The sequence below is a fragment of the Aeromonas sp. Y318-1 genome, from assembly GCF_027706125.1.
Classification (GTDB): Bacteria; Pseudomonadota; Gammaproteobacteria; order Enterobacterales; family Aeromonadaceae; genus Aeromonas; species Aeromonas hydrophila.
Genome location: NZ_JAPDCM010000005.1, coordinates 226,802 through 247,787, shown reverse-complemented (window position 1 = coordinate 247,787; position 20,986 = coordinate 226,802). Strand labels below are relative to the sequence as shown.

Annotated in this window: 18 protein-coding genes; 13 read left to right on the top strand and 5 right to left on the bottom strand. The window is 63.0% G+C overall.

Annotated features, from left to right (window positions below; genetic code table 11):
* Positions 1-19: 19 nt before the first annotated feature.
* Positions 20-1,351, bottom strand: a complete 1,332-nt coding sequence (locus tag OKB87_RS09975; protein ID WP_270827299.1) for an MATE family efflux transporter — start codon at positions 1,349-1,351, stop codon at positions 20-22.
* Between the two features lie 155 nt (positions 1,352-1,506).
* Here OKB87_RS09975 and mscM point away from each other — a divergent pair, with 155 nt between their 5' ends.
* The 8 genes from mscM (at position 1,507) to OKB87_RS09935 (ending at position 12,523) form a co-directional block, all read left to right on the top strand.
* Entirely contained in the window at positions 1,507-4,785 is a 3,279-nt protein-coding gene (gene mscM, locus OKB87_RS09970; protein ID WP_270827298.1) for a miniconductance mechanosensitive channel MscM, read from the top strand.
* A gap of 22 nt (positions 4,786-4,807) precedes the next feature.
* Positions 4,808-5,533 (top strand): glycerophosphodiester phosphodiesterase, encoded by a 726-nt coding sequence (locus OKB87_RS09965; protein ID WP_270827297.1) that lies wholly within the window; start codon positions 4,808-4,810, stop codon positions 5,531-5,533.
* 118 nt (positions 5,534-5,651) lie between these two features.
* Positions 5,652-7,529, top strand: a complete 1,878-nt coding sequence (locus OKB87_RS09960) for a methyl-accepting chemotaxis protein (RefSeq protein ID WP_270827296.1) — start codon at positions 5,652-5,654, stop codon at positions 7,527-7,529.
* A gap of 517 nt (positions 7,530-8,046) precedes the next feature.
* Positions 8,047-9,831 (top strand): fumarate reductase (quinol) flavoprotein subunit, encoded by a 1,785-nt coding sequence (gene frdA / locus OKB87_RS09955; RefSeq protein ID WP_011706984.1) that lies wholly within the window; start codon positions 8,047-8,049, stop codon positions 9,829-9,831.
* On the top strand, positions 9,824-10,558 hold the full coding sequence (locus OKB87_RS09950) for a succinate dehydrogenase/fumarate reductase iron-sulfur subunit (protein WP_011706985.1): 735 nt from the start codon (positions 9,824-9,826) through the stop codon (positions 10,556-10,558). The genes frdA and OKB87_RS09950 overlap by 8 nt, the downstream gene beginning before the upstream one ends.
* 16 nt (positions 10,559-10,574) lie before the next feature.
* Entirely contained in the window at positions 10,575-10,973 is a 399-nt protein-coding gene (locus tag OKB87_RS09945; RefSeq protein WP_005298336.1) for a fumarate reductase subunit C, read from the top strand.
* 112 nt (positions 10,974-11,085) lie between these two features.
* The gene (gene frdD, locus OKB87_RS09940) at positions 11,086-11,442 is read left to right on the top strand and encodes a fumarate reductase subunit FrdD (RefSeq protein ID WP_011706986.1); all 357 of its coding nucleotides are present in this window, start codon (positions 11,086-11,088) and stop codon (positions 11,440-11,442) included.
* Positions 11,443-11,557: 115 nt separating this feature from the next.
* The gene (locus OKB87_RS09935) at positions 11,558-12,523 is read left to right on the top strand and encodes an IS1595 family transposase (RefSeq protein ID WP_270827295.1); all 966 of its coding nucleotides are present in this window, start codon (positions 11,558-11,560) and stop codon (positions 12,521-12,523) included.
* A 106-nt stretch (positions 12,524-12,629) separates the two neighbouring features.
* On the opposite strand, the gene OKB87_RS09930 is transcribed toward OKB87_RS09935, so the two are convergent.
* Positions 12,630-13,328 (bottom strand): DAPG hydrolase family protein, encoded by a 699-nt coding sequence (locus tag OKB87_RS09930; RefSeq protein ID WP_201355508.1) that lies wholly within the window; start codon positions 13,326-13,328, stop codon positions 12,630-12,632.
* A gap of 93 nt (positions 13,329-13,421) precedes the next feature.
* On the opposite strand from OKB87_RS09930, the gene OKB87_RS09925 reads away from it, so the two are divergent.
* On the top strand, positions 13,422-14,063 hold the full coding sequence (locus tag OKB87_RS09925) for a TetR/AcrR family transcriptional regulator (protein WP_270827293.1): 642 nt from the start codon (positions 13,422-13,424) through the stop codon (positions 14,061-14,063).
* A 132-nt stretch (positions 14,064-14,195) separates the two neighbouring features.
* Here the strand turns inward: OKB87_RS09925 and OKB87_RS09920 are convergent, their stop codons facing one another.
* The 3 genes from OKB87_RS09920 to OKB87_RS09910 all read right to left on the bottom strand — a co-directional run bounded on the left by OKB87_RS09920 (position 14,196) and on the right by OKB87_RS09910 (position 17,162).
* Complete coding sequence (locus tag OKB87_RS09920; RefSeq protein ID WP_187267784.1) at positions 14,196-14,972, bottom strand: substrate-binding periplasmic protein; 777 nt, start codon at positions 14,970-14,972, stop codon at positions 14,196-14,198.
* Between the two features lie 56 nt (positions 14,973-15,028).
* The gene (locus OKB87_RS09915; protein WP_270827292.1) at positions 15,029-16,246 is read right to left on the bottom strand and encodes a winged helix-turn-helix domain-containing protein; all 1,218 of its coding nucleotides are present in this window, start codon (positions 16,244-16,246) and stop codon (positions 15,029-15,031) included.
* A gap of 277 nt (positions 16,247-16,523) precedes the next feature.
* Positions 16,524-17,162: a class I SAM-dependent methyltransferase gene (locus OKB87_RS09910; RefSeq protein ID WP_270827291.1), complete on the bottom strand. Its 639-nt coding sequence runs from the start codon at positions 17,160-17,162 to the stop codon at positions 16,524-16,526.
* 217 nt (positions 17,163-17,379) lie between these two features.
* Here OKB87_RS09910 and OKB87_RS09905 point away from each other — a divergent pair, with 217 nt between their 5' ends.
* The 4 genes from OKB87_RS09905 to OKB87_RS09890 are packed head-to-tail and all read left to right on the top strand — an operon-like array spanning position 17,380 to position 20,985.
* Positions 17,380-18,024: a thermostable hemolysin gene (locus tag OKB87_RS09905; RefSeq protein WP_024944211.1), complete on the top strand. Its 645-nt coding sequence runs from the start codon at positions 17,380-17,382 to the stop codon at positions 18,022-18,024.
* Entirely contained in the window at positions 18,021-19,487 is a 1,467-nt protein-coding gene (locus OKB87_RS09900) for an AMP-dependent synthetase/ligase (protein ID WP_270827288.1), read from the top strand. Before OKB87_RS09905 ends, OKB87_RS09900 begins: the two co-directional genes overlap by 4 nt.
* Positions 19,484-20,143, top strand: a complete 660-nt coding sequence (locus OKB87_RS09895; RefSeq protein WP_017409224.1) for a TenA family transcriptional regulator — start codon at positions 19,484-19,486, stop codon at positions 20,141-20,143. The genes OKB87_RS09900 and OKB87_RS09895 overlap by 4 nt, the downstream gene beginning before the upstream one ends.
* Complete coding sequence (locus tag OKB87_RS09890) at positions 20,140-20,985, top strand: SDR family oxidoreductase (RefSeq protein WP_039215594.1); 846 nt, start codon at positions 20,140-20,142, stop codon at positions 20,983-20,985. The genes OKB87_RS09895 and OKB87_RS09890 overlap by 4 nt, the downstream gene beginning before the upstream one ends.
* Position 20,986: the final 1 nt, after the last annotated feature.

Sequence of the window (20,986 nt, the reverse complement as noted above, 5' to 3'; positions counted from 1 at the left end):
ATGACCAAATGACGACATGTCAGGCGGCGTGCTGACGCGCCTCCTTGCCCATGGCTCGCAACATCACCAGTACCAGCAGGGTGCTGCAGGTGGGCAATGCCAGCCAGACGCCGGATACCCCCCACAGGGAGGAGAAGCCCCACAGGAAACCACCGATCAGCACCAGCTTGCCGCCGGTGAGCAGGGAGGCGATACGAGCCCGGTTGATGGCCTGGAAGTAGGTGGCCCCCACCAGCAGCAGGCCTTCCATCGGCAAGCCCCAGAAGTAGAGCCAGATGCCGAGGCTGGCCACCGGCAAGAGGGCCGCGTTGTCGCCGGCAAACAGGTAGACCACCCCCTCCGGCCACAGATAGAGCGGCAGCATACCGCACAGGGCCACCAGCAACGTCACCCCCAACGCCAGGTTGCGTACCCGCAGCACCCGCGCCCAGTTGCCCGCCCCGGCGTTGAAGCTGGCGATGGGCTGGATGCCCATGGCAATCCCCTCGAAGATGAGATAGAAGAAGGCCTCGCTGTAACTGATGACGCCGTAGGCCGCCACGTGCAGCGAGGTGCCCACCGCCAGCAGCGCCTTGTTGTGCAGCGCCAGCACCACTGACAGGTAGAGGTACATCAGAAAGCTCGACACCCCGAGTCGCAGCGTCTCCCCCATCAACCGCCAGTCGGGTCGCAGGGTGTCCCAGCCAATGCGCAGCTGGCTGCGCGGGGTGAAGAAGTGCCACAGGCAGAGGCCGCCGGTCACCGCCTGGGAAAGCATGGTCGCAATGGCGGCCCCCGCCAACCCCCAGGGGATCACCGCCATCAGCAGGTAATCGAGCAGCACGTTGAGCACGCCGCCCCCCACCAGGATCCAGGTGGTGAGGCCGGGTCGCCCGTCGTTGCGCAGCAGGGCGGTAAACGCCATGGAGAGCACCGCAAAGACCCCGAGCCAGGCATACCACTGCAGATAGGCGAAACCGGCGTCAAAGATGACTCCCTCCGCCCCCATCCAGATCAGCATGGCCTCGCCGTAACGGATGCCGATGAAGGCGAGCAGCCCAGAGGCGATGAGCACCATCACCAGCGCGTTGCCGACGATGTGGCGGGCCCTCGCCTGCTCCCCCTTGCCCAGATAAAACGAGGCGAGCGCCGAGGAACCCATGCCGATCAGCGCCCCCACCGCATAGAGCACGGCGCAGATGGGGTACGCCAGCATCATGCCGGCCAGCCCGTCCTGGCCCAGAATATGGCCGACGAAGATGCCGTCTATGGTGACATAGATGCCGGTGACGAGCATGGCGGCCACGGTCGGGGTGACGTAGCGCCAGAACAGGCGGGAAAGAGGGGCCGTGCCCAGATCGACTGCGGACATAAAACGCTCAACGGAGGGAAAAACGGCCAGAATGATAGCCAAAGCGGGCCGGAAACGCTCGTTATTTATGTTACAAATCATTAATATGGAAAACTTTACCCGCCCCGGCCCCTGCTTTAGGCTAGGGCGACCTCACCTGAACGGAAACGTGCGCCATGTTGCAACGCCTGCTCTGCCTGCTGCTCTCTCTCACTCTCCTCACTCCCCTTGCCCAGGCCGATGACGCCATCACCCAGGTGGAAGAGCTGCTGCAGAGCGTGCCCAAGACGGACACCCCGGAAAACCAGAAGTTGCGGGAAAGTTACCAGCAGGCGCTGCAGTTTGCCCGGGAGGCCCAGCGTTATCGCGAGCAGGGCAAGGCCTATCAGCAGATCCTCATCGACTATCCCAAGGAGTCGGCCCGTCTCAAGGAGAGCCTGCACAACTACCAGCCCCAGCCTCGCCCGGCCCTCTCCTCCCTGAAGGAGGAGGCGCTGCGCCAGGCCATCGGCCTGAGCAGCAACCGCCAGCTCAACCTGCGCAAGGAGCGCCAGGGGGTGATGGACAGCCTCAACCAGCTGGAGAGCACCGGCCAGGAGTATCACCTGCGGGTCGACGAGCTGCGCAAGCAGTTGCAGCAGACCCGCGCCCTGCTCGACCGGCTCAGCTTCAGCAGCGAATCGGATCGCCTGCAGGATGCCCAGCAGCTGGTCACCCGCCTCAAGGAGCAGAGCCTCTCCGACCGGATCCAGATGCTGGAGCTGGAGCAGCTCTCCGCCCAGCAGCGCAACGATCTCGGCAAGCTCAGGCTGCAGGAGCTCAACCTCGCCATCACCGACGAGGATGAGTGGCAGGCCAGCCTGCTCAACCAGCAGAACCAGCTGCGCCGCGACAAGACCGAGCAGGCGCTGGCGGAGAGCGAGCGGCTGCGCAAGCAGCTCACCTCCGACATGCCGCTGCTGCTGGAGCAGCAACAGCAGAACCAGGCGCTCTCCATCCAGCTCGGCGCGCTGGAGGATCAGATAGAGCGGGTGCAGGATGAGCAGCGGGTGATCGACAAGAACCTGTCGAGCCTGAACGACCTGGTCAACTCGGTGCGCGAGCAACTGGAGTGGCTGCAGATCAGCAACGCCTACGGCGAGAACCTGCGCAGCAAACTCTCGGATCTGCCCGCCTACTTCCCCCTCGACAAGCTGGAGTCGGCCATCGTCAACGCCCGCATGGCCAAGTACCAGTACGAGACCGAGCAGGACGCGCTCAAGGATCCACGCCAGATGCGCGATCAGCTGCTGGCCACCGACGAAGTGGCCCTCGATCGCGCCCAGCAGGCGGTGCTCGACAACCTGCTCAAGGCCCGTCGCCAGCTGCTGACCCGGCTCAACGACGCCTCCGACAGCCTCATTCAGGAGCAGACCCGGCTCAAGCTGCTCTACAGCCGCCAGAACAGCAAGATCGACGAGATCCGCGAGCTCAGCGCCAGCCACCTGTTCTGGATGCCGGACGTGCGCCCGCTCACCCCGGCCGTGCTGCTCGGGGTGCCGGCGGCCCTCGGCCTCGCCCTCAACCCGGTCAACTGGCTGCAACTGCCCCAGGCCATCGCCGAGAACAACCCCATCACCCTCACCTTCGCCGGCATCGGCATCCTGGTGCTGGCCTGGTGCTGGTTCAAACTGGCTCGCCACCTGACCCACTACAGCCAGCACATAGCGCCCCGCATCGGCAAGGTGACCCAGGACAAGTTCAGCCTCACCAGCCGGCTGCTGATGCGCTCCCTGCTCGCCTCCCTGCCGCTGCCCGCCATGGTGCTGATGGTGCGCGGCCTGCTTGACGGCGCCTGGCAATATCCGTTCGCGGTGGCGGTGGCCCGCGGCCTTGGCGAGATCTGGTTCCTGCTGCTGGCACTCTTGATGGCCCGTCACCTGACGCTGGAGAAAGGGATCCTGATCCTCCATTTCCGCTGGCAGAAGGAGCGGGTGCAGAAGGTGTGGAGCCAGTTTCGCACCCTCTTGCTGGTGATCATCCCCAGCTTCTTCGTGCAGGGCATGGCCAACAGCTATCAGGAGCACGCCTTCTACGACTCCCTCGGCCGACTGGCCTTCATCGTCGGCGCCCTCTGGCTGCTGCTGTTCTTCGCCCGCCTCAACCGGGAGCGGCTGCCGCTCACCTGGGGCCAGGCCGACATGACCAAGCCGCACCTGCTGCACCACTTCATCTGGAACAGCCTGATGCTGGCCCCCTTGCTGGCGGTGATCGGCTCTCTGCTCGGCTACTTCTATACCTCCCGCATCCTGCTGCGCCAGCTGGAGCTGAGCCTGCTGATGGGGCTGGGCTGCCTGCTCGTCTACTATCTGGCGCACCGCTGGATGCTGATCCAGCGTCGCCGCCTCGCCTTCGAGCGGGCCAAGAGCAAGCGGGCCGAGATCCTGGCCCAGCGCGGCCGGGAAGAGGGGCATGACGAGCTCAGCTCCGAGATCCCGGACGTGGTGGAAGACACCGAGCTGGATCTGGATACCATCAGCGCCCAGTCGCTCGGGCTGGTGCGCACCCTGCTGATGCTGGGCTTCACCATGCTGGTGGTGGTGCAGTGGTCCGAACTCAACTCGGCGTTCAGCTTCCTGCGCAGCATCGAGGTGTGGCAGGTGAGCAGCAAGATTGGCGGCATCGAACAGCTCTCCGCCATCACCTTGCAGGATCTGATGCTGACGGTGTTTACCTTCATCCTGACCGTGGTCACCGCCCGCAACCTGCCGGGCCTGATGGAGCTGACCCTGCTCCAGCACCTGAGCCTCTCCCCCGGTACCGGCTTTGCCATCACCACGGTGACCAAGTACATAGTGCTGGTGGTAGGGGCGCTGACCGGCTTCTCCATCCTCGGCATCGACTGGTCCAAGGCGCAGTGGATGGTGGCGGCCCTCTCCCTGGGCCTGGGTTTCGGGCTGCAGGAGATCTTCGCCAACTTCGTGTCGGGCCTCATCATCCTGTTCGAGAAACCGATCCGGCTCGGCGACACCGTCACCATTCGCGAGCTGACCGGCACCGTCACCAAGATCAAGACCCGCGCCACCACCATAGTGGACTGGGACAGGAAGGAGATCATCGTCCCCAACAAGGCCTTCATTACAGAACAGTTCATCAACTGGTCTCTGTCAGACGCCATCACTCGGGTACGGCTGCGCATCCGCATCGGCCTGACCCAGGAGCCCAGAAAGATACAGACCATTCTGGAAGAGTCGATCCGAGCCTCCACCCTGGTGCTGGAGACCCCCTCCCCCGAGGTGTTCCTGATCGAATTCACCGACTCGGCGCTGATCTACGAGATCCGGCTCTACGTGAACAGCATGGATCACCGCATGCCCATCACCCACGAGGTCCACTCGCTGGTGCTGGAGAAATTGCAGCAACAGGGGCTGGGGCTGCCGCACCAGCAGATCGACATTCGTCTGAGCCGGGCCTGAGCAGGCACCACAGGAGTACATCATGCAGATCATTGCCCATCGCGGCGCCAGCGGACTGGCGCCGGAAAATACCCTCAAGGCCATCCGGCTGGCACTGGCGCTGGGCGCCGGGGCCATCGAGATCGATGTGCAGCTGGCCGACGGCGAGTTGTGGGTGTTCCACGACCGGCGGCTGGAGCGCTGCACCGACGGCGGCGGCGTGTTGACGGCCCAGTCGCGCGCCTATCTGGCGAGCCTGGATGCCGGTGAGGGAGAAGGGATCCCGACCCTGTGGCAAGTGATGCAGGCAATTGCCGGCCAGGCCGAGCTGCACATCGAGCTGAAAGGAGCACAAACAGCCGACGAGGTGGCCCGACTGACCCGACGTGCCGAGGCAGAGCTTGGCTTCGCGCCCACGCTGTGGGTCGTCTCCTCCTTCCACCACCCGGAGCTCGCCCACTTTGCCGCTCTGCGCCCCGACATCCGGCTGGGGGCACTGACTTCCACCATTCCCCTCACCCTCGCCAAGTTTGCAGCCGAGCTGGGGGCCTGGTCGCTCAACTGCGACGTGGATTTTGTCGATCAGGCTCTTGTGCAGGATGCCCACGACCGTGGACTCAAGGTGCTGGTCTATACGGTCGATGAACCCGCCGATCAGGCGATGCTGGCCGCCATCGGCGTCGATGGCATCTTTACCAACCGGCCGGACCGCTTCCTGCCGCCGGCCAAAAACGGACTCATTGTGCCAGGGGAGATCGATAACCGCTGATTTAAGCTATAAATTTAAAGGCGCACCGGGATACAAAAAGTTCTACTTTGGCCGATACAGTGTTGGCCCATAACAATAAAACCACACATCGCAGACTGACGCTCACAAGGATGTAAACATGAACTTATCCATCAAGAACAAGCTTGTCCTCGCCATCGGGGCCATTATCCTGGTCATCACCGGCCTGCAGGTCTGGTACAACACCACCCAGCTGAGAAGCGAAACCCAGCGCCTGATCTGGAGCTTCATCGACGACAGCTCGGCTGCCAATGTGAAAGGCATCTCCCGCTGGCTGGACGCCCGCATCAGCATGGTCACCTCCACCAAGGAGGCCTTCGCCAAGGAAGACGAACCCATCAGCCATCTGGCCCAATCCATGAATGCCGGCAACTTTGACCTGGTCTACGTCGGCACCAAGGATGGCAAGATGATCCAGAGCAAGCCGACCAATCTGCCAGCCGGCTATGACCCTCGTCAGCGCCCCTGGTACAAGGACGCCATGGCCGCCGGCAAGCTGGCCATCACGGCCCCCTACGCCGACATCACCACCGGCCAGCTGATCATCACCATCGCCGAGCCCTTCACCCGGGGCAATACCCAGGGGGTCATCGCCGGTGACGTCTCCATCGACGCCCTGGTACGCGACGTACTGGCCATCAACTCGGAAGGGACCTACGCCATCCTGGTGGACAGCAACGGCACCATCATTGCCCACCCGGACAAGGAGCTGGCCCTCAAACAGGCCACCGCCATCTCCCCCGAGCTGACCGCCGCCAAGGTCAACGAGCTGGCCCATGACAACACCATCTCCGAGATGGAGATCAGCGGCAAACCCAGCGTGTTCGACCTGACCGAGATCCCCAACACCAACTGGTATTTCGGCATAGTGGTGGATGAAGCGGTCGCCTATCAGTCCGTCTCCCGCATGGTGACCTCCGCCCTGCTGCAGGGTCTGCTCACCATCCTCATCGTCGCCGGCTTCTCCTATGTCGCCATCAACGGTTCGCTGGCCCCGTTGAAAACCCTGGGCGAAGCGATTGCCGATCTCTCCCGCGGCAACGGCGATCTGACCCGCCGCGTCAAGATCGAGCGTGAAGACGAAGTGGGCATCGTCGCCAAGCACGTGAACACCTTCATCGACCGGATCCACGTGATGGTGCAGGACATCTCCAACTCCTCCGGACAGCTGAACCAGCAAGCCAAGTCGTCCCACAACATGGCGGAAAAATCGAGCCAGGGTCTGGCGCGCCAGCAAAACGAGATCTCCCAAATCGCCACCGCGGTGCACGAGATGTCCGCTACTGCAGTGGAGGTGGCCAGCAACGCCGAGCAGACCGCCGACGCGGCCCGCAGCTCTTCCAGCAGCTGTGAGCACGGCAAGCAGGTGATCGCCCGCAACCAGCGCTCCATCACGGATCTGGCCACCCAGGTCAAGCAGGCCTCCGGCATCATTCAGGAGCTGGAAAAGAACGCCCAGGAGATCAACACCATCCTCTCCACCATTCAGGGCATCGCCGAGCAGACCAACCTGCTGGCGCTGAACGCCGCCATCGAAGCGGCCCGGGCCGGTGAACAGGGTCGCGGCTTTGCGGTGGTGGCCGACGAGGTGCGGGTGCTGTCCCAGCGTACCCACAGCTCCACCGTCGAGATCCGCAGCATGATCGAAACCCTGCAGCGCAACACCCAGGGCGCCGTCAGCACCATGCACGAGGGTCAGTTGCTGGCCCAGAACAGCGTGGAAGATGCCAACGATGCCACCCAGGCACTGGAGCAGATCACTGCCTCCATCAACCAGATCTCCGATATGGCCACCCAGATCTCCAGCGCCGCCGAGGAGCAACGGGCGGTGACCGACGAGGTCAGCCGCAACATCCAGGCGGTCAAGGATGTCTCGGACGAGCTGGCGGTCGATGCCGACAGTTCTCGCCATCTGTCTGAACAACTTAAAAATATTTCAGGTGAACTGAGCAATCAGGTCGGCATGTTCCGGATCTGATCAACCGAAATCAAAGGGGCCACACAGGCCCCTTTTTTTATGAAAAAATGCTTTTTTTTCAATAGTTATTACCACATCAACCATCGGGACTATGGGGATGGAAATCCCCATACGAAGCGCTATCTCGTCATAAAGCAACGCATCAAGGCCAACACTCGGATTAGTTTTTTGAACTCAAGCACAGTATTATTCTATCCGTGAATAATTCTTATTAAATATTTTTGATAAAAAACTTAAAAACTTTATGGGTAATACCTAAAAAGAGAGGTGTTTCTCATTTTTTTGAAAGAAAACTACGTATAATCCTGAGCTTAAAATAACCATAGCAATGACAGCGGCTGATACCGATAACTGAAGGATGGCGATAATTACGGCGTTTTCATCCAAGGAATGGGGTGATTTTGATAAAAGTCACCATTGCCAAGCACTAAAACAAACCAGTTTGACTTGCATCAAGCCTGAATTTTTTTCATAGAGCAAAATCGTGCCCAGCAAATCTATCCCTAAGGAGGCAGATGTGGATATTATCAAGACCGATGTCGCCATCATCGGTGCTGGTGGCGGTGGCCTGCGTGCCGCAATCGCCATAGCAGAAGCCCACCCGGAGCTGGAGATCGCCCTGATCTCCAAGGTCTACCCGATGCGCAGCCACACCGTGGCCGCAGAAGGCGGTGCCGCCGGTGTCGTCCGTGATGATGACTCCCTCGAAAACCACTTCAACGACACCGTATCCGGTGGCGACTGGTTGTGTGAGCAGGACGTGGTCGATTACTTCGTCAACAATGCCACCAACGAGATGATCCAGCTGGAGCACTGGGGTTGCCCCTGGAGCCGCAAGCCGGACGGCAAGGCCAACGTGCGTCGTTTCGGCGGGATGAAGATCCCCCGCACCTGGTTCGCGGCAGACAAATCCGGTTTCCACATTCTGCACACCCTGTTCCAGACCTCCATCAAGTACCCGACCATCAAGCGCTTTGACGAGCACTTCTGCATGGATCTCATCGTGGAAGATGGCCGTGTCCAGGGCGTGTTGACCTTCGACATCCAGAACGGCATCACCCGCTTCATCCAGGCCAAATCCGTCATTCTGGCCACCGGTGGCGCCGGCCGTGTCTACCGCTACAACACCAACGGCGGCATCGTCACCGGTGATGGCATGGCGCTGGCCTACCGCCACGGCGTGCCCCTGCGCGACATGGAATTCGTGCAGTACCACCCGACCGGACTGCCGGGCACCGGCATCCTGATGACCGAAGGTTGTCGTGGTGAAGGCGGCATCCTGCTCAACAAGGATGGCTACCGCTACCTGCAAGACTACGGTCTGGGCCCGGAAACCCCGGTCGGCCAGCCGAAGAACAAGCACATGGAGCTGGGCCCGCGCGACCGTCTCTCCCAGGCCTTCTGGCAGGAGCAGCAAAAAGGCCGCGTGATCCAGGGCCCGATGGGCGATGTGGTTCACCTCGACCTTCGCCACCTCGGCGAGAAGTACCTCAAAGAGCGTCTGCCCTTCATCTGCGAACTGGCCAAGGCCTACGTGGGTGTGGATCCGGTGAAAGAGCCGATCCCGGTGCGTCCGACTGCCCACTACACCATGGGCGGCATCGAAACCAACGGTCAGTGCGCCACCCGCATGCCGGGTCTGTACGCCCTAGGCGAGTGTGCCTCCGTCGGTCTGCACGGCGCCAACCGTCTGGGTTCCAACTCTCTGTCCGAGATCGTGGTATTCGGCAAGGTAGCTGGCGAGCACGCCGGTGAGTTTGCCAAGACCCAGCAGCACGGCAACACCCAGGCACTGGCCGCCAAGGCCGAGGCGCTGATCAAGCAGCACCTCTCCCTGCTCGATATCGACGGTACCGAAAACCCGGCCGATATCCGCAACGAGTTGGGCATGTCCATGGAAGCCGGGGTCGGTATCTACCGTACCGAAGAGCTGATGCAGGGCACCATCGACAAGATCAACGAGCTGAAAGCCCGTTACAAGAAGATCAAGATCAACGACAAGTCCTCGGTCTTCAACACCGACCTGCTGTACGCCATCGAACTGGGCTACATGCTGGACGTGGCCGAAGCCATGGCGCACTCCGCCCTCAACCGCAAAGAGTCCCGTGGTTCCCACCAGCGTCTGGACGGTTACGAAGAGCGTGATGACGTGAACTTCCTCAAGCACACTCTCTCCTTCTACAACGGTGAAGGGGCCCCGACCATCGATTACTCCGATGTGAAGATCACTAAATCCCAACCGGCGAAACGCGTATACGGTTCCGAGGGTGAGAAACAAGACGAGGCTAAGAAGAATGGCTGAGATGATCGAAATTGAAATCCTGCGCTACCGTCCCGAGCAGGATAACGAGCCCTGGATGCAGACCTTCCAGGTGCCCTACCTCAAAGAGATGTCCCTGCTGGATGCGCTGCAATACATCAAGGATCATCTGGACTCTACCCTGAGCTTCCGCTGGTCCTGCCGGATGGCGATCTGCGGCTCCTGCGGCATGATGGTCAACGGCATTCCCAAGCTGGGTTGCAAGACCTTCCTGCGCGACTACCTGCCGGGCAAGATGACCATAGAGCCGCTCAACAACTTCCCGATCGAGCGCGATCTGGTGGTCGACATGTCCGACTTCATCGAGAAGCTGGAGAGCATCAAGCCGTACATCATCCCGGCCGAGCCGCGCAGCCTGTGCGACGGCGAGTACACCCAGACCCCGGCTGACATGGCGAAGTATCACCAGTTCTCCATGTGCATCAACTGCGGTCTGTGCTATGCGGCCTGCCCGCAATATGGCATCAACAAGAAGTTCACCGGTCCGGCAGCACTGGCGCTGGCCTATCGCTACAACGCCGACAACCGCGACAGCGCGTCCAGAGAGCGGATGAAGATCATCAGCCAGGACGAGGGCGTCTGGGGTTGTACCTTCGTGGGCTACTGCTCCGAAGTGTGCCCGAAAGGCGTGGATCCGGCGGCGGCCATCCAGCTTGGCAAGGTCGAGAGCGCCAAGGACTACATGATCGCCATGTTCAAGCCAGATTGAGATCAGGAATGAGACCATGAACAACACCAATAGCAAACGTAAGCCTTACGTCCGCGAAATGAAGAAAGACTGGTGGCTGAAGAATGCCTTCTACACCGGTTACATGATCCGCGAAGGCACCAGCATCTTCGTCTCCATCTACGCCGTCGTGCTGATGTGGGGTCTGTTGCGGCTGGTACAGGGTCAGGAGGCGTTCAACGGCTGGCTGGAATCCCTGCAAAGCCCGATCGCCATCCTGTTCCATGTCATCGCCCTGGCAGCCTGCCTGTTCCACGCCAAGACCTGGTTCGCACTGGCCCCGAAAGCCATGCGCATCTTCCGTGGCGAAGACCTGGTGCCGGAGAAGCCGATCGTCATCGCCCAGTATGTGGCGCTGGCGGTGGTATCCCTGCTTGTCCTGATCATCGTGGCCTGAGGAGAAAACCATGAGACGTTCTGACGAACCCAGTTATTGGTGCCTGTTTGGTGCCGGGCTGTCACTCAGAAACGTTGGCCACGATCTCTCAATCATGATTTGAGGAAAAAATATGAGACGTTCTGACGAGCCTATATATTGGGGACTGTTTGGTGCCGGTGGCATGGTGGTTGCCATGCTGCTGCCGGTCATTGTCCTCATCACCGGTCTGCTGGTGCCCATGGGCATCATGGACGTGGAGACCATGAGCTACGAACGCGCACTCGAGTTCGCCAGCTCCTGGTGGGGTGCCTGCATCCTGCTGGTGATCATCGCCCTGCCCATCTGGCACGGCATGCACCGCATCTACCACGGCCTGCACGACCTGGGGATCCACACCACCAAGCTGCACCACTATGTGTTCTATGGCTTCGCCTTCCTGGTGTCCGCCATCACTCTGGGTCTGCTGATGGTACTGGTATTCCAGTAAGCGCATCCTGACGCAATGACAAACCGGGCCAAGTGCCCGGTTTTTTTAGGCTCTGTCCCAGTTATGTGTTGAAAGGCTAACCTTGAAGTAGGTCATCACCTTGAGGGCCACCATCATGGATACCCAAGCCTTTCAACATCTACTGTCCCTCTTCCCATTGCTCACTTTGCGTCAGCGTCGTCTCGCGCAACATGAACTCACCCCCCCTCATCCCATCACCTCGTTGGCCACTCAACTCCCCGCATGCCAATGTTGCCCTCACTGCCAGGCCGAGGAGGCCACACAGCTGGCTCCCTGGGGCTGGTCTCGAGGGCTGCGCCGTTATCGTTGCAAGCTGTGTCTGCGCACCAGTTCCGTCCTCACCAAGACGCCCATGGCCAGACTGCGCAAGGCCCAATGCTGGGAGGACTACGCCCAGGCCCTCCTCGACGGTCTGACCGTCCGGCAGGCAGCGCTCCGCTGCGGGGTCGGTAAAAATACCGCCTTTTTGTGGCGTCACCGCTTCCTGAAGGCCATGGCCAGCCACCAGGCGGTACGGGAAGAGGGTATCGTCGAGGTCGATGAGACCTTCTTCCTGGAGTCATTCAAAGGACAGCGCGGATTACCCCGCCCGGCCCGCCATCGTGGCGGCAAAGGCCGTACCCGAGGCACAGGGCCGGATTACATCCCGGTGGTGGTGGTGCAAGACCGAGCAGGCCACCTGGCTGGCTTCCAGTTGGAGCAGCTGAATGCCAGGGCAGTGAAGGCGGTACTTGAGCCGCTTATCGCCCCGGATGCCGTCCTGTGCAGCGATGGCGCTGGGGTGTATGCCAGTTTCAGCAAGTCTCAGGGCATGACCCACCAAGTGGTGCACAATCGTGCGGGAGAGCGAGTGGTGGGGGCGTATCACATCCAACATGTGAACGGGTACCACAGGCGATTGAAGGAGTGGATGGAACGGTTCCATGGGGTCGCGACCCACTATCTGAGGAATTATCTGGGTTGGCGCAGGATGTTGGAGCGCTATGGGCGGGAAGTGAATATCTCACGTTGCTTGCATGAGGCGCTGGGGCGCCCCATGCAACACGTAATTGGGACATAGCCTTTTTTATGGCCCCTCGGCGGCTCACGCCACAGCCCGACAGCGGGCATGCTCCCTGGCTGTGCCAAGGCACTCAGCCACGTTCAGCGCTAACGGTCTGCACCCATTACCAGAGCGTCGGCGCCGGCTCACGGCCGTTTTCCGCGTAGTAGAGCGACGGCAAAAACTGCGCCAGATAGCTGAACTCGCTGTAGCAGTGGCGCATCAGGTTGAAGCCTACCTCGTCCGGCACCTCGTCAAACGGATTGGCGCAGGCCTTGCCCAGCAGGAAGCGGCTGCGCAGCACACAGCCATAGGAAGTATCGCGCGCCAGGTGCAGCATCTCGCCATCCAGCGGCGCCCCCTGCTCATCCAGCGCCACCTCGTCGCCAAAGCCGATGCGGGCGCAGATGGCGGCAGAGAGTGCCTGCGTCTCCCGCGCCTCCTGCAGCGGCTGCGGGGCGAACACCTCTTCGGCGCCATGGAACTTGAGGCGGGCCGCCACCGGTGGCAGCTCGGCAAGCCACTCCACCGCCGCTATGCTGGCCCCCACGTAGCGCTCCCCTTTTTTCCAGTGATGATCCCAGCCCCGGTGCTCGACGTGGTCGTGCGGGTGCCACCACCTGATGTGCTGGGTCGTTTCGAAGAAGGTGAACCACCAATCCAGCATGCGCCCCTTGCAGCCGTGCAGATCGGTGCGGATGGCGACCGTCAGCAGGCCGTCGGTGCTCCGGGTCAGACCCATTTCCAGGCGCAGCGGCTGCGGCCTGAGCAACTCATTGATGTCATTGACGCCCCAGGGGGCAAACAGCGGGGAAGTATCCATGATGAGACTCCGATAAATTAAGAAACGAAATTCGTTTCCTAATTTAAGCTATGCCTGTATGCTGGGTCTGTCAATGCTTTCCAGGAGGCAATCATGTCACAGCAAACCGATGAAGAGACACGCTCACGAGGCCGCCCGCTCACCCCGGAAGCCGACCTGCGCGCCGCCCTGGCCGAGGCGACGCTGACCTTGTTGCTCAAGGGGGGCTACGGCGCCGCGACCGTGGATGCGGTGGCCAAACAGGCGGGGGTCGCCAAGAAGACCCTCTACCGCTTCGCCGCCAACCGCGACGAACTGGTAGCGCAGGCGGTGCGCAGCTGGACCGATGCCTTTCAGCCGGCCTTCGAGCAGGATGCCACTCACCCAGGCGCGCTGGGGGAGATGCTGGAGCAGGGTTTGCAAGCCATTGCCAGCCAGGTGTTGAGCGCGCAGGCGGTCGGCATGTTCCGGCTGCTGCAGCATGAGTTCGCGGGGCGCGATGCCCTGCTGGCGGCCTATCAGGAGAACGGCATTGCGCGCGGCAGGGCGACCCTGGCGGCGTGGCTACAGCGCCAGCAGCAACTGGGCTGGCTGCGCGAGCTGGACACCGCCCAAACCAGCGATCTGCTGCTGGCGATGACCATGGCGGAGCCGCTGCGCCAGATGGCGCTCGGCTTGCTGGCGCCGGGCAGCGACATCCGCGCGCGCATCGCCGCCGCCGTAGCCCTGGTCCTACCCGGTCTGGTGCGAGAGTAAAGCCCCCTTGGCAAGGAGGCTGCGCCACGGCAACAGGTGAGATGACATCCGAACGCAGAACTTGGCGAAGAGCCGCCAGCCCCCCATCACCGCCATAAAAAACCGGGCGTCAGGCCCGGTTGTTGATGGTGGTCACTCTGCCGGTGGTAAAAAGCGGCGCATCACCTCGTCGCTGTAACCGCTGTCCTGAAACTCGATGAACACCTGATTGAGGCGGGTCACCAGCTCATAGGCCCGTGGCGATCCCTTGCTCACCAGCAGATAGAAGCCCTTGCGGCTGGGCAGGGCGAGGTTGAGCAGGCCGCTCTCGCTCTGGTAGATGCCAAGGCCGATGCCGCTCATCAGCGGTTCAATCTCGCTGGGCAAAAAGTCGCAGCGATCTCGCCCCAGCATGTCGAGCGCCTGCTGCAGCTGCTTGACCCGGCGCGGCTCCAGCGCCAGTCCGTAAGGGGCATAGTTGTAGCCGATCACCCCGCACACCCGGGAGCGATTGACCGTCTGCAGATCGGGCGCCTCGGGGAAGCGCCGCTTGAGGTAGAAAAATCCGAGGTGGGTGTAGTAGAGCGGCACGCTGTAGAAGGCATATTCCGCCCGCTCCGGCTTGTAGCTGGCATCCCAGGTCAGCTCGCACAAGCGGTTCTGGCGATAATCGGCCAGCTCCTGCTGCACTCGCGCCCAGGGCAGATAACGGATCTTGTAGGGCAACCCGAGCTTTTTCAGGGCCTCGAGCACCTGGGTCGTGGCGGAGCCGGTGAGACGGCGGGTGTCGGGCACGCCATCCTTGCGCTCCCAGTAGGTGAAGGGGGCCCACTCGTTGCCCTCCCCCAGACAGATCTGCACTTCGGGCTGGGCCGCCTCCACCAGCCCGGCCAAGCCCCATCCCAGCAGCAACAACATGGATCGCGTCATCGTCTCCCTCCTTCGCTTCCCTTGCAGCTTAGTTCAGGTGGGGGTAACGCTCCCCGTCATGTCCCCTCCTGCCACAGGGCCAGCAGGGGCGCGGGGATGGCGCCGTAGCGCAAGGTCGGGGTCTGATGCCAGTCGGCCAGCCGCTGCAGCGCTTTGGCCAGATCCTGCGCCAGGGTCCGGGTCACCCTGACCCCCGCCTCCAGATAGAGGCTCTTTATCTCGAAGATCCCCTGCTGGCGATGGGCCTTGGCGTCCATCCTGCCCACCAGCTTGCCGCGATGCAGCAGCGGCAGCACGAAGTAGCCGTACTGGCGCTTGGGCGCCGGGGTGTAGCACTCGATGCGATAGTCGAACTGGAACAGCTCGCTGGCCCGTTTGCGATCCCAGACCAGCGGATCAAACGGCGACAGCGCCGTGGTGTGGCTGGCCTTGAGGGTGCCGGCCTGAGCCTGGGCCAGCTCGTCTGCCAGCAAGGCGTGCACGAAGGCGCCGTGCTGCCACCCCTCCACCCGCACCGGCAGCAGCTCTCCCTCGTCCGCCAGCTGGTGGAGCAGGGCGTCGTATTTGCCGCGCCGCAGCCGATAGTAGTCGGCCACCCAGCCGGTCTTGACCAGCCCCAGCGCCCGGCAACTGGCCCGCACCATGTCTCTTTGCGCCTGTTCCAGGCTCGGCAGATCCCGCTCATCGCGCCACTCGGGCATCACCCGCTCGGCCAGGTCGTAAACCCGCTGGAAGTTGCGCCGCTCGCGCACCATCAGCTGGCCCGCGGTAAACAGCACCTCCAGGTGGCGCTTCTCCGGCTTCCAGTCCCACCAGCCGTTGCCCTTCCCCTCCTTGCGTTCAAAATCCGCCGCCCGCACCGGGCCGTGCTGGCGAATGCGCTCGATGATCTCGCCAATCTCCTGCTGATGGGTGGCGAGCCAGTTGGCCGAAAACTTCCAGCCCATGGCGGCGGGATCCAGCATGCGATGGCGCAGCAGGCGGTAATCCTCGCGTGGCACGAAGCAGGCCTCGTGCGCCCAGTATTCGAAGATCTCGCCATCGGCCAGCAGTTGCTCCAGCCAGCGCGGATCGTACTGCCCCAGCCGGCTGAACAGCACCAGATAGGGGCTGCGGGCCACCACCGAGATGGTGTCTATCTGCAGCAGCGCCATGCGACGGATGGTGGCCAGCAGGTCGGCCGCTCGCGCCTTGCCACGGCGCGGCGTCAGCAGGCCCTGGGCCGCCAGTTGCAGATGGCGGGCATCCTGCAGTGAAAGATGGGGAATCGACATGACGAACCACTCCTTGGTGTCGGGGAACGGGCGGCTTGCAGCGCCTGGGGCTCAATGCAGGGAAACAGGCAAGCGGGCCCCGCCAATCAGGCCATCAGCATGCCCAAGCCGCCGCCAAATGAAAATGCCCGGCTCAGAACCTGTTCACGATCTGTGACGAGAGGTCGTCAGCAAGGTAAAGAGCAGCGCAGGAACCAGAGTGTATATAAATACATGAGGATTCCGAGCAGCACATGAGCCTTGATCACGACCTCACAGTAAGAACATGAGCAGGTTCTCAGGGTTTGGTGATGACCGCCACATCCACGTGGGGAAACTCGACCTGCGCCTGCCAGCGGGCTGCCTGGGCGCGAAAGGAGGCCTCGGCAAAGAAGACGATGTGGGTCGGATCGTGGCGATAGCGCCACAGCCGGAAGCGCTCGTCCCCCAGCACCCGCTGGGTCTGCAGCACCAGCAGGCCGCCGGGCTTGAGGCAGCCCCACAGCCTCTCCAGCACGGCGCGCGGGGTGGCGATGTGCTCGATCACCTCGGTGCTGGTGATGAAGTCATACTGCTGCGCCAGCAGCTCGGGCTCGTCGGCATAGAACTTGTCGTAACCCGCCATCTGGTAGCCCGCCTCGCGCCCCATGGCGATGAGCGCCGGGCCCGGGCCGCAGCCAAAATCGAGGCCGCTGGCCGGCGGAGGCAAACGGCGCTGCACCTCGCCGAAGGCCCGCTGTAGAAACTGGCGATAACGGGGATCATCCACCTGGTTGTCGTGGCCGTCATAGACCGCCTTCTCGCGCGCGGGATCCAGGTGCTCGGCCGCATCCAGCCAGACCAGCTCGCAGGCCCGGCAGCGATGGTACAGCTTGCCGGCCACCGGCAGCTCATAGGCATCGGCGGCGCAGCAGAGCGGGCAGGATAAGGGGGTCATGGCATCTCCTCTCGAAAGCGGGGCGGGCAGAAGTGGCCGCAGCTTGCCTGCCCGTCTGGCGGCTGACAAGGATTTTGTCCGGCTGCTCCGTGTTCGGGTCGCAGCTTTACCTCTCTTTTCAACCAGTTGCCTCTGCGTGAAACAGATTTTTTACCTCTTAAGGGTTTCTTAAGTTTGCCCCTTTAGTCTGATGACAATCGACAAGAAGGAGCCATCCATGACCACCGACATTCAAGCCCCCTATCGGCTGACGCTGGCCGACACCCCGCAACAGGTCATGGCACTGCAGGGCTACATCCAGGCCGCCTACAGCCAGGAGTTCAACGCCCGCATTCCCCATTTTCTGCCCTGCCTGCTCGGCCTCTACCGGGCCGACGGCCTGCTGGTCGGCGCCTGTGGTCTCAAGCTGGCCGGCAGCGAGCGCCTCTATCTGGAGCAGTACCTGGAGCAGCCCATCGAGGCCGCCATCGAAACCCGGCTCGGCGCCCCCGCCCGGCGTGATCGCATCGTCGAGGTGGGCAACCTCGCTTGCAGCGAGCCCGGCAACGCCCGCCTGATGTTTGCAGCGCTCTGCCGCCTGCTGTGCGACAACGACCTCGATTATGTTGTGTTCACCGGCACCGCCAAGCTGCGTAATAGCTTTCACCGCCTCCACCTCACCCCGGTCGAGCTGGCCCCCGCCCAGGCCGACAAGGTGGGGGACGACGCCAGCGCCTGGGGCGCCTATTACCACTGCCAGCCCAAGGTGATGGTCGGCGATCTCGGCATCGGACGGCAGGCACTGGCTCAGGGCAGCCTGCTGCTCTCGCTGCTGGCGCCCATGCCGTCCCTGTTCAACTGCCCGCACCGGAGCGCCTTATGATGCTGTTTGACCAAATCGCCTATTTCGCCCGCCAGACGCCCCACAGCCCGGCTCTTGCCAGCAGCCAGCACAGCCTCAGCTACGAGGCGCTGTGGCAACAGTTGCCGCCGCTGGCCGACCGTCTGCAGATGGCCGGGATCAGCCGGCTGGCACTGCAGCTGGACAACGGCCTGCCCTGGGCGCTCATCGATCTTGCCTGCACCATGGCTGGCATCGTGGTGATCCCGATCCCCCACTTCTTCAGCCTGGAGCAGCAGGAGTGGCTGCTGGAGAGCAGCGGCGCCGACGCCCTGATCGGCCCCCACCATCCCGGCTGGCAGGCCAGCGATCCGCAGCAACTGGCGGTCGGCGAGCTGCCGCTGTGGCGCCGCACTCCTGCCCGGTTGCCGCCTCTGCCGGCCGGCACCGCCAAGATCACCTATACCTCCGGCACCACAGGGCAGCCCAAAGGCGTCTGCCTGTCGCTGGCCCAGATGATGGCGGTCTGCGCCTCGCTGGCCGAGCGGGTCGCCCCGGCCAACGTCGAGAAGCACCTGACCCTGCTGCCGCTCACCACCCTGCTGGAAAACCTGACCGGCCTCTACGTGCCGCTGCTCACCGGCGCCTGCAGCCGCATCCCTTCGCTGGCGGAGCTCGGCTTTGCCGGCTCCAGCAAGCTGGACCCGGCCACCCTGGCCCAGGCCCTGCTGCGCTGGCCCACCCACAGCCTGGTGCTGGTGCCCGAGCTGCTGCGCCTGCTGCTGGCCCTGTGCAGCGCCAACCCGGCGCTGGCCGAGCAACTGGCCGGGCTGCGCTTCGTCGCGGTGGGCGGCGGCAAGGTCTCGCCCGAGCTCATCAGCCGGGCCCGCAAGCTGGGGCTGCCGGTCTACGAGGGGTACGGTTTGTCGGAGTGCGGCTCCGTCGTGGCCCTCAACGGCCCCGACGGCCACAGCCTGGGCAGCGTCGGCCAGCCACTGCCCCACTGCCGGGTATCGATCGCCGCCGACGGCGAGATCCTGGTGGAGGGGGCCGCCATGCTCGGCTATCTGGGCAGCGACGAACCGATGCCAGCACAGGTCGCCACCGGCGATCTGGGCCACCTGGATGATGAGGGCTATCTGCACATCACCGGGCGCAAGAAGAACGTCCAGATCACCGCCTTTGGCCGCAACTTCTCCCCCGAGTGGGTCGAGGCGGAAGCCCAGCTCTGCCCGGCCATCGCCCGCATCGTGATCTTCGGCGACGGCCAGCCGGCCAACGTCGCCCTGATCCAGCCACTGCCCGGCGCCGACGCCCAGCTGGCCCAGCAGGTCGAGCAGCTCAATCACCGCCTGCCCGACTATGCCCGCATCCATCACTGGCTGCCGGTGGCGCTGGATCAGCATCCGGAGCTGCTGACCGCCAACGGTCGCCCCCGTCGCGAACGGATTTATCACCACTTTTCCCGGCAGATCAGCCAATGCCTTACAGGAGAGACCTCATGAGCTTCTATCAAGTGCTGCAACAAGCCACCGCCCCGGCCCGGGAGCATCTGTTCAACGCCCCCATCATAGAGGCGTGCCGCAAGGGGGAGATCTCCCGCGACATCTACCTGCGCTTCCTCTCCCAGGCCTTCTATCACGTGCGCCACACGGTACCGCTCTTGATGGCCACCGGCGGCAAGCTGGGTCAGGAGTATGAGTGGGTGCGCGGCGCCATCGCCGAGTACATCGACGAGGAGTACGGCCATCAGGAGTGGATCCTGAGCGACATCCGCGCCTGCGGCGGCGATGCCGAGGCGGTACGCCACGGCCAGCCCGAGCTGCCCATCGAGCTGATGGTGGCCTTTCTCTATGACCAGGTACAGCGCGGCAACCCCATGGGCTTCTTTGGCATGGTCCAGGTGCTGGAAGGCACCAGCGTCGCCATCGCCCTGACCGTGGCCGATCAGCTCAAGGCGGGTCTCGGCCTACCCCCCCAGGCCATGAGCTACCTGAGCTCCCACGGCGCGCTGGATCAGGAGCACCTCAAGTTCTTCGAATCCCTGATGAACCGGGTGGAAGCCCCGGCCGATCAGGCGGCCATCATTCACTCGGCCAAGGTGGTCTACCGCCTCTACGCCGACATGCTCTATCAACTGACGGAAAACCAGACATCATGAAGCTTGAAGGAAAACTCGTGCTGCTCACGGGCGCCAGCGGCGGGATCGGCGAAGCGCTGGCCCAGGAGCTGGCGGCCCAGGGGGCACACCTGTTGCTGCACGGACGCAGGGCCAGTGCGCTGGAGCGGCTTCGCAAGGAGCTGCCGCACCCGGAGCGCCACCAGACGGTGATCGCCGATCTGGGCTCGCCCCAGGAGCGGGCCAAACTGTTGCAGCACCCGGCACTGGACGAGGGGCTGGACGTGCTGATCAACAACGCCGGCTGCAACCAGTTTGCCTGGCTGGAGGATCAGAGCAGCGAGCAGGTCGAGCGCCAGCTGCTGCTCAACGTCGAGGCACCTATCCAGCTCACCCGCATGCTGCTGCCCCGCCTGCGCAAACCGGCGGTGATCATGAACGTGGGCTCCAGCTTCGGCGCCATCGGCTACGCCGGCTACAGCGTCTATTGCGCCAGCAAGTTCGCCCTGCGCGGCTTCAGCGAGGCGCTCGGCCGCGAGTTGGAGGGAACCGGCATCCAGGTGCTGCACTTTGCCCCCCGCGCCACCCGAACCCGCCTCAACTCGGAGGCGGCCTACGAGATGAATGCCGAGCTCGGTACCCACACCGACAGCCCGCAGGACGTGGCCGAGGAGGCCGTCATCGCCCTGTGCAACGAAACCCGCCGCAGCTGGCTCGGCTGGCCGGAAAAGCTGTTCGTGCGGCTCAACGGCCTGCTGCCCGGCCTGGTCGACCGGGCACTGGCCAAGCAAAAACCCATCATAGAGCGCTATGCCCGCCACGCGGCGCCCGCTGCTGGCAATGCGGGGCACACCACTTCCGTCATGACAGAGAAGGAACGTTAAG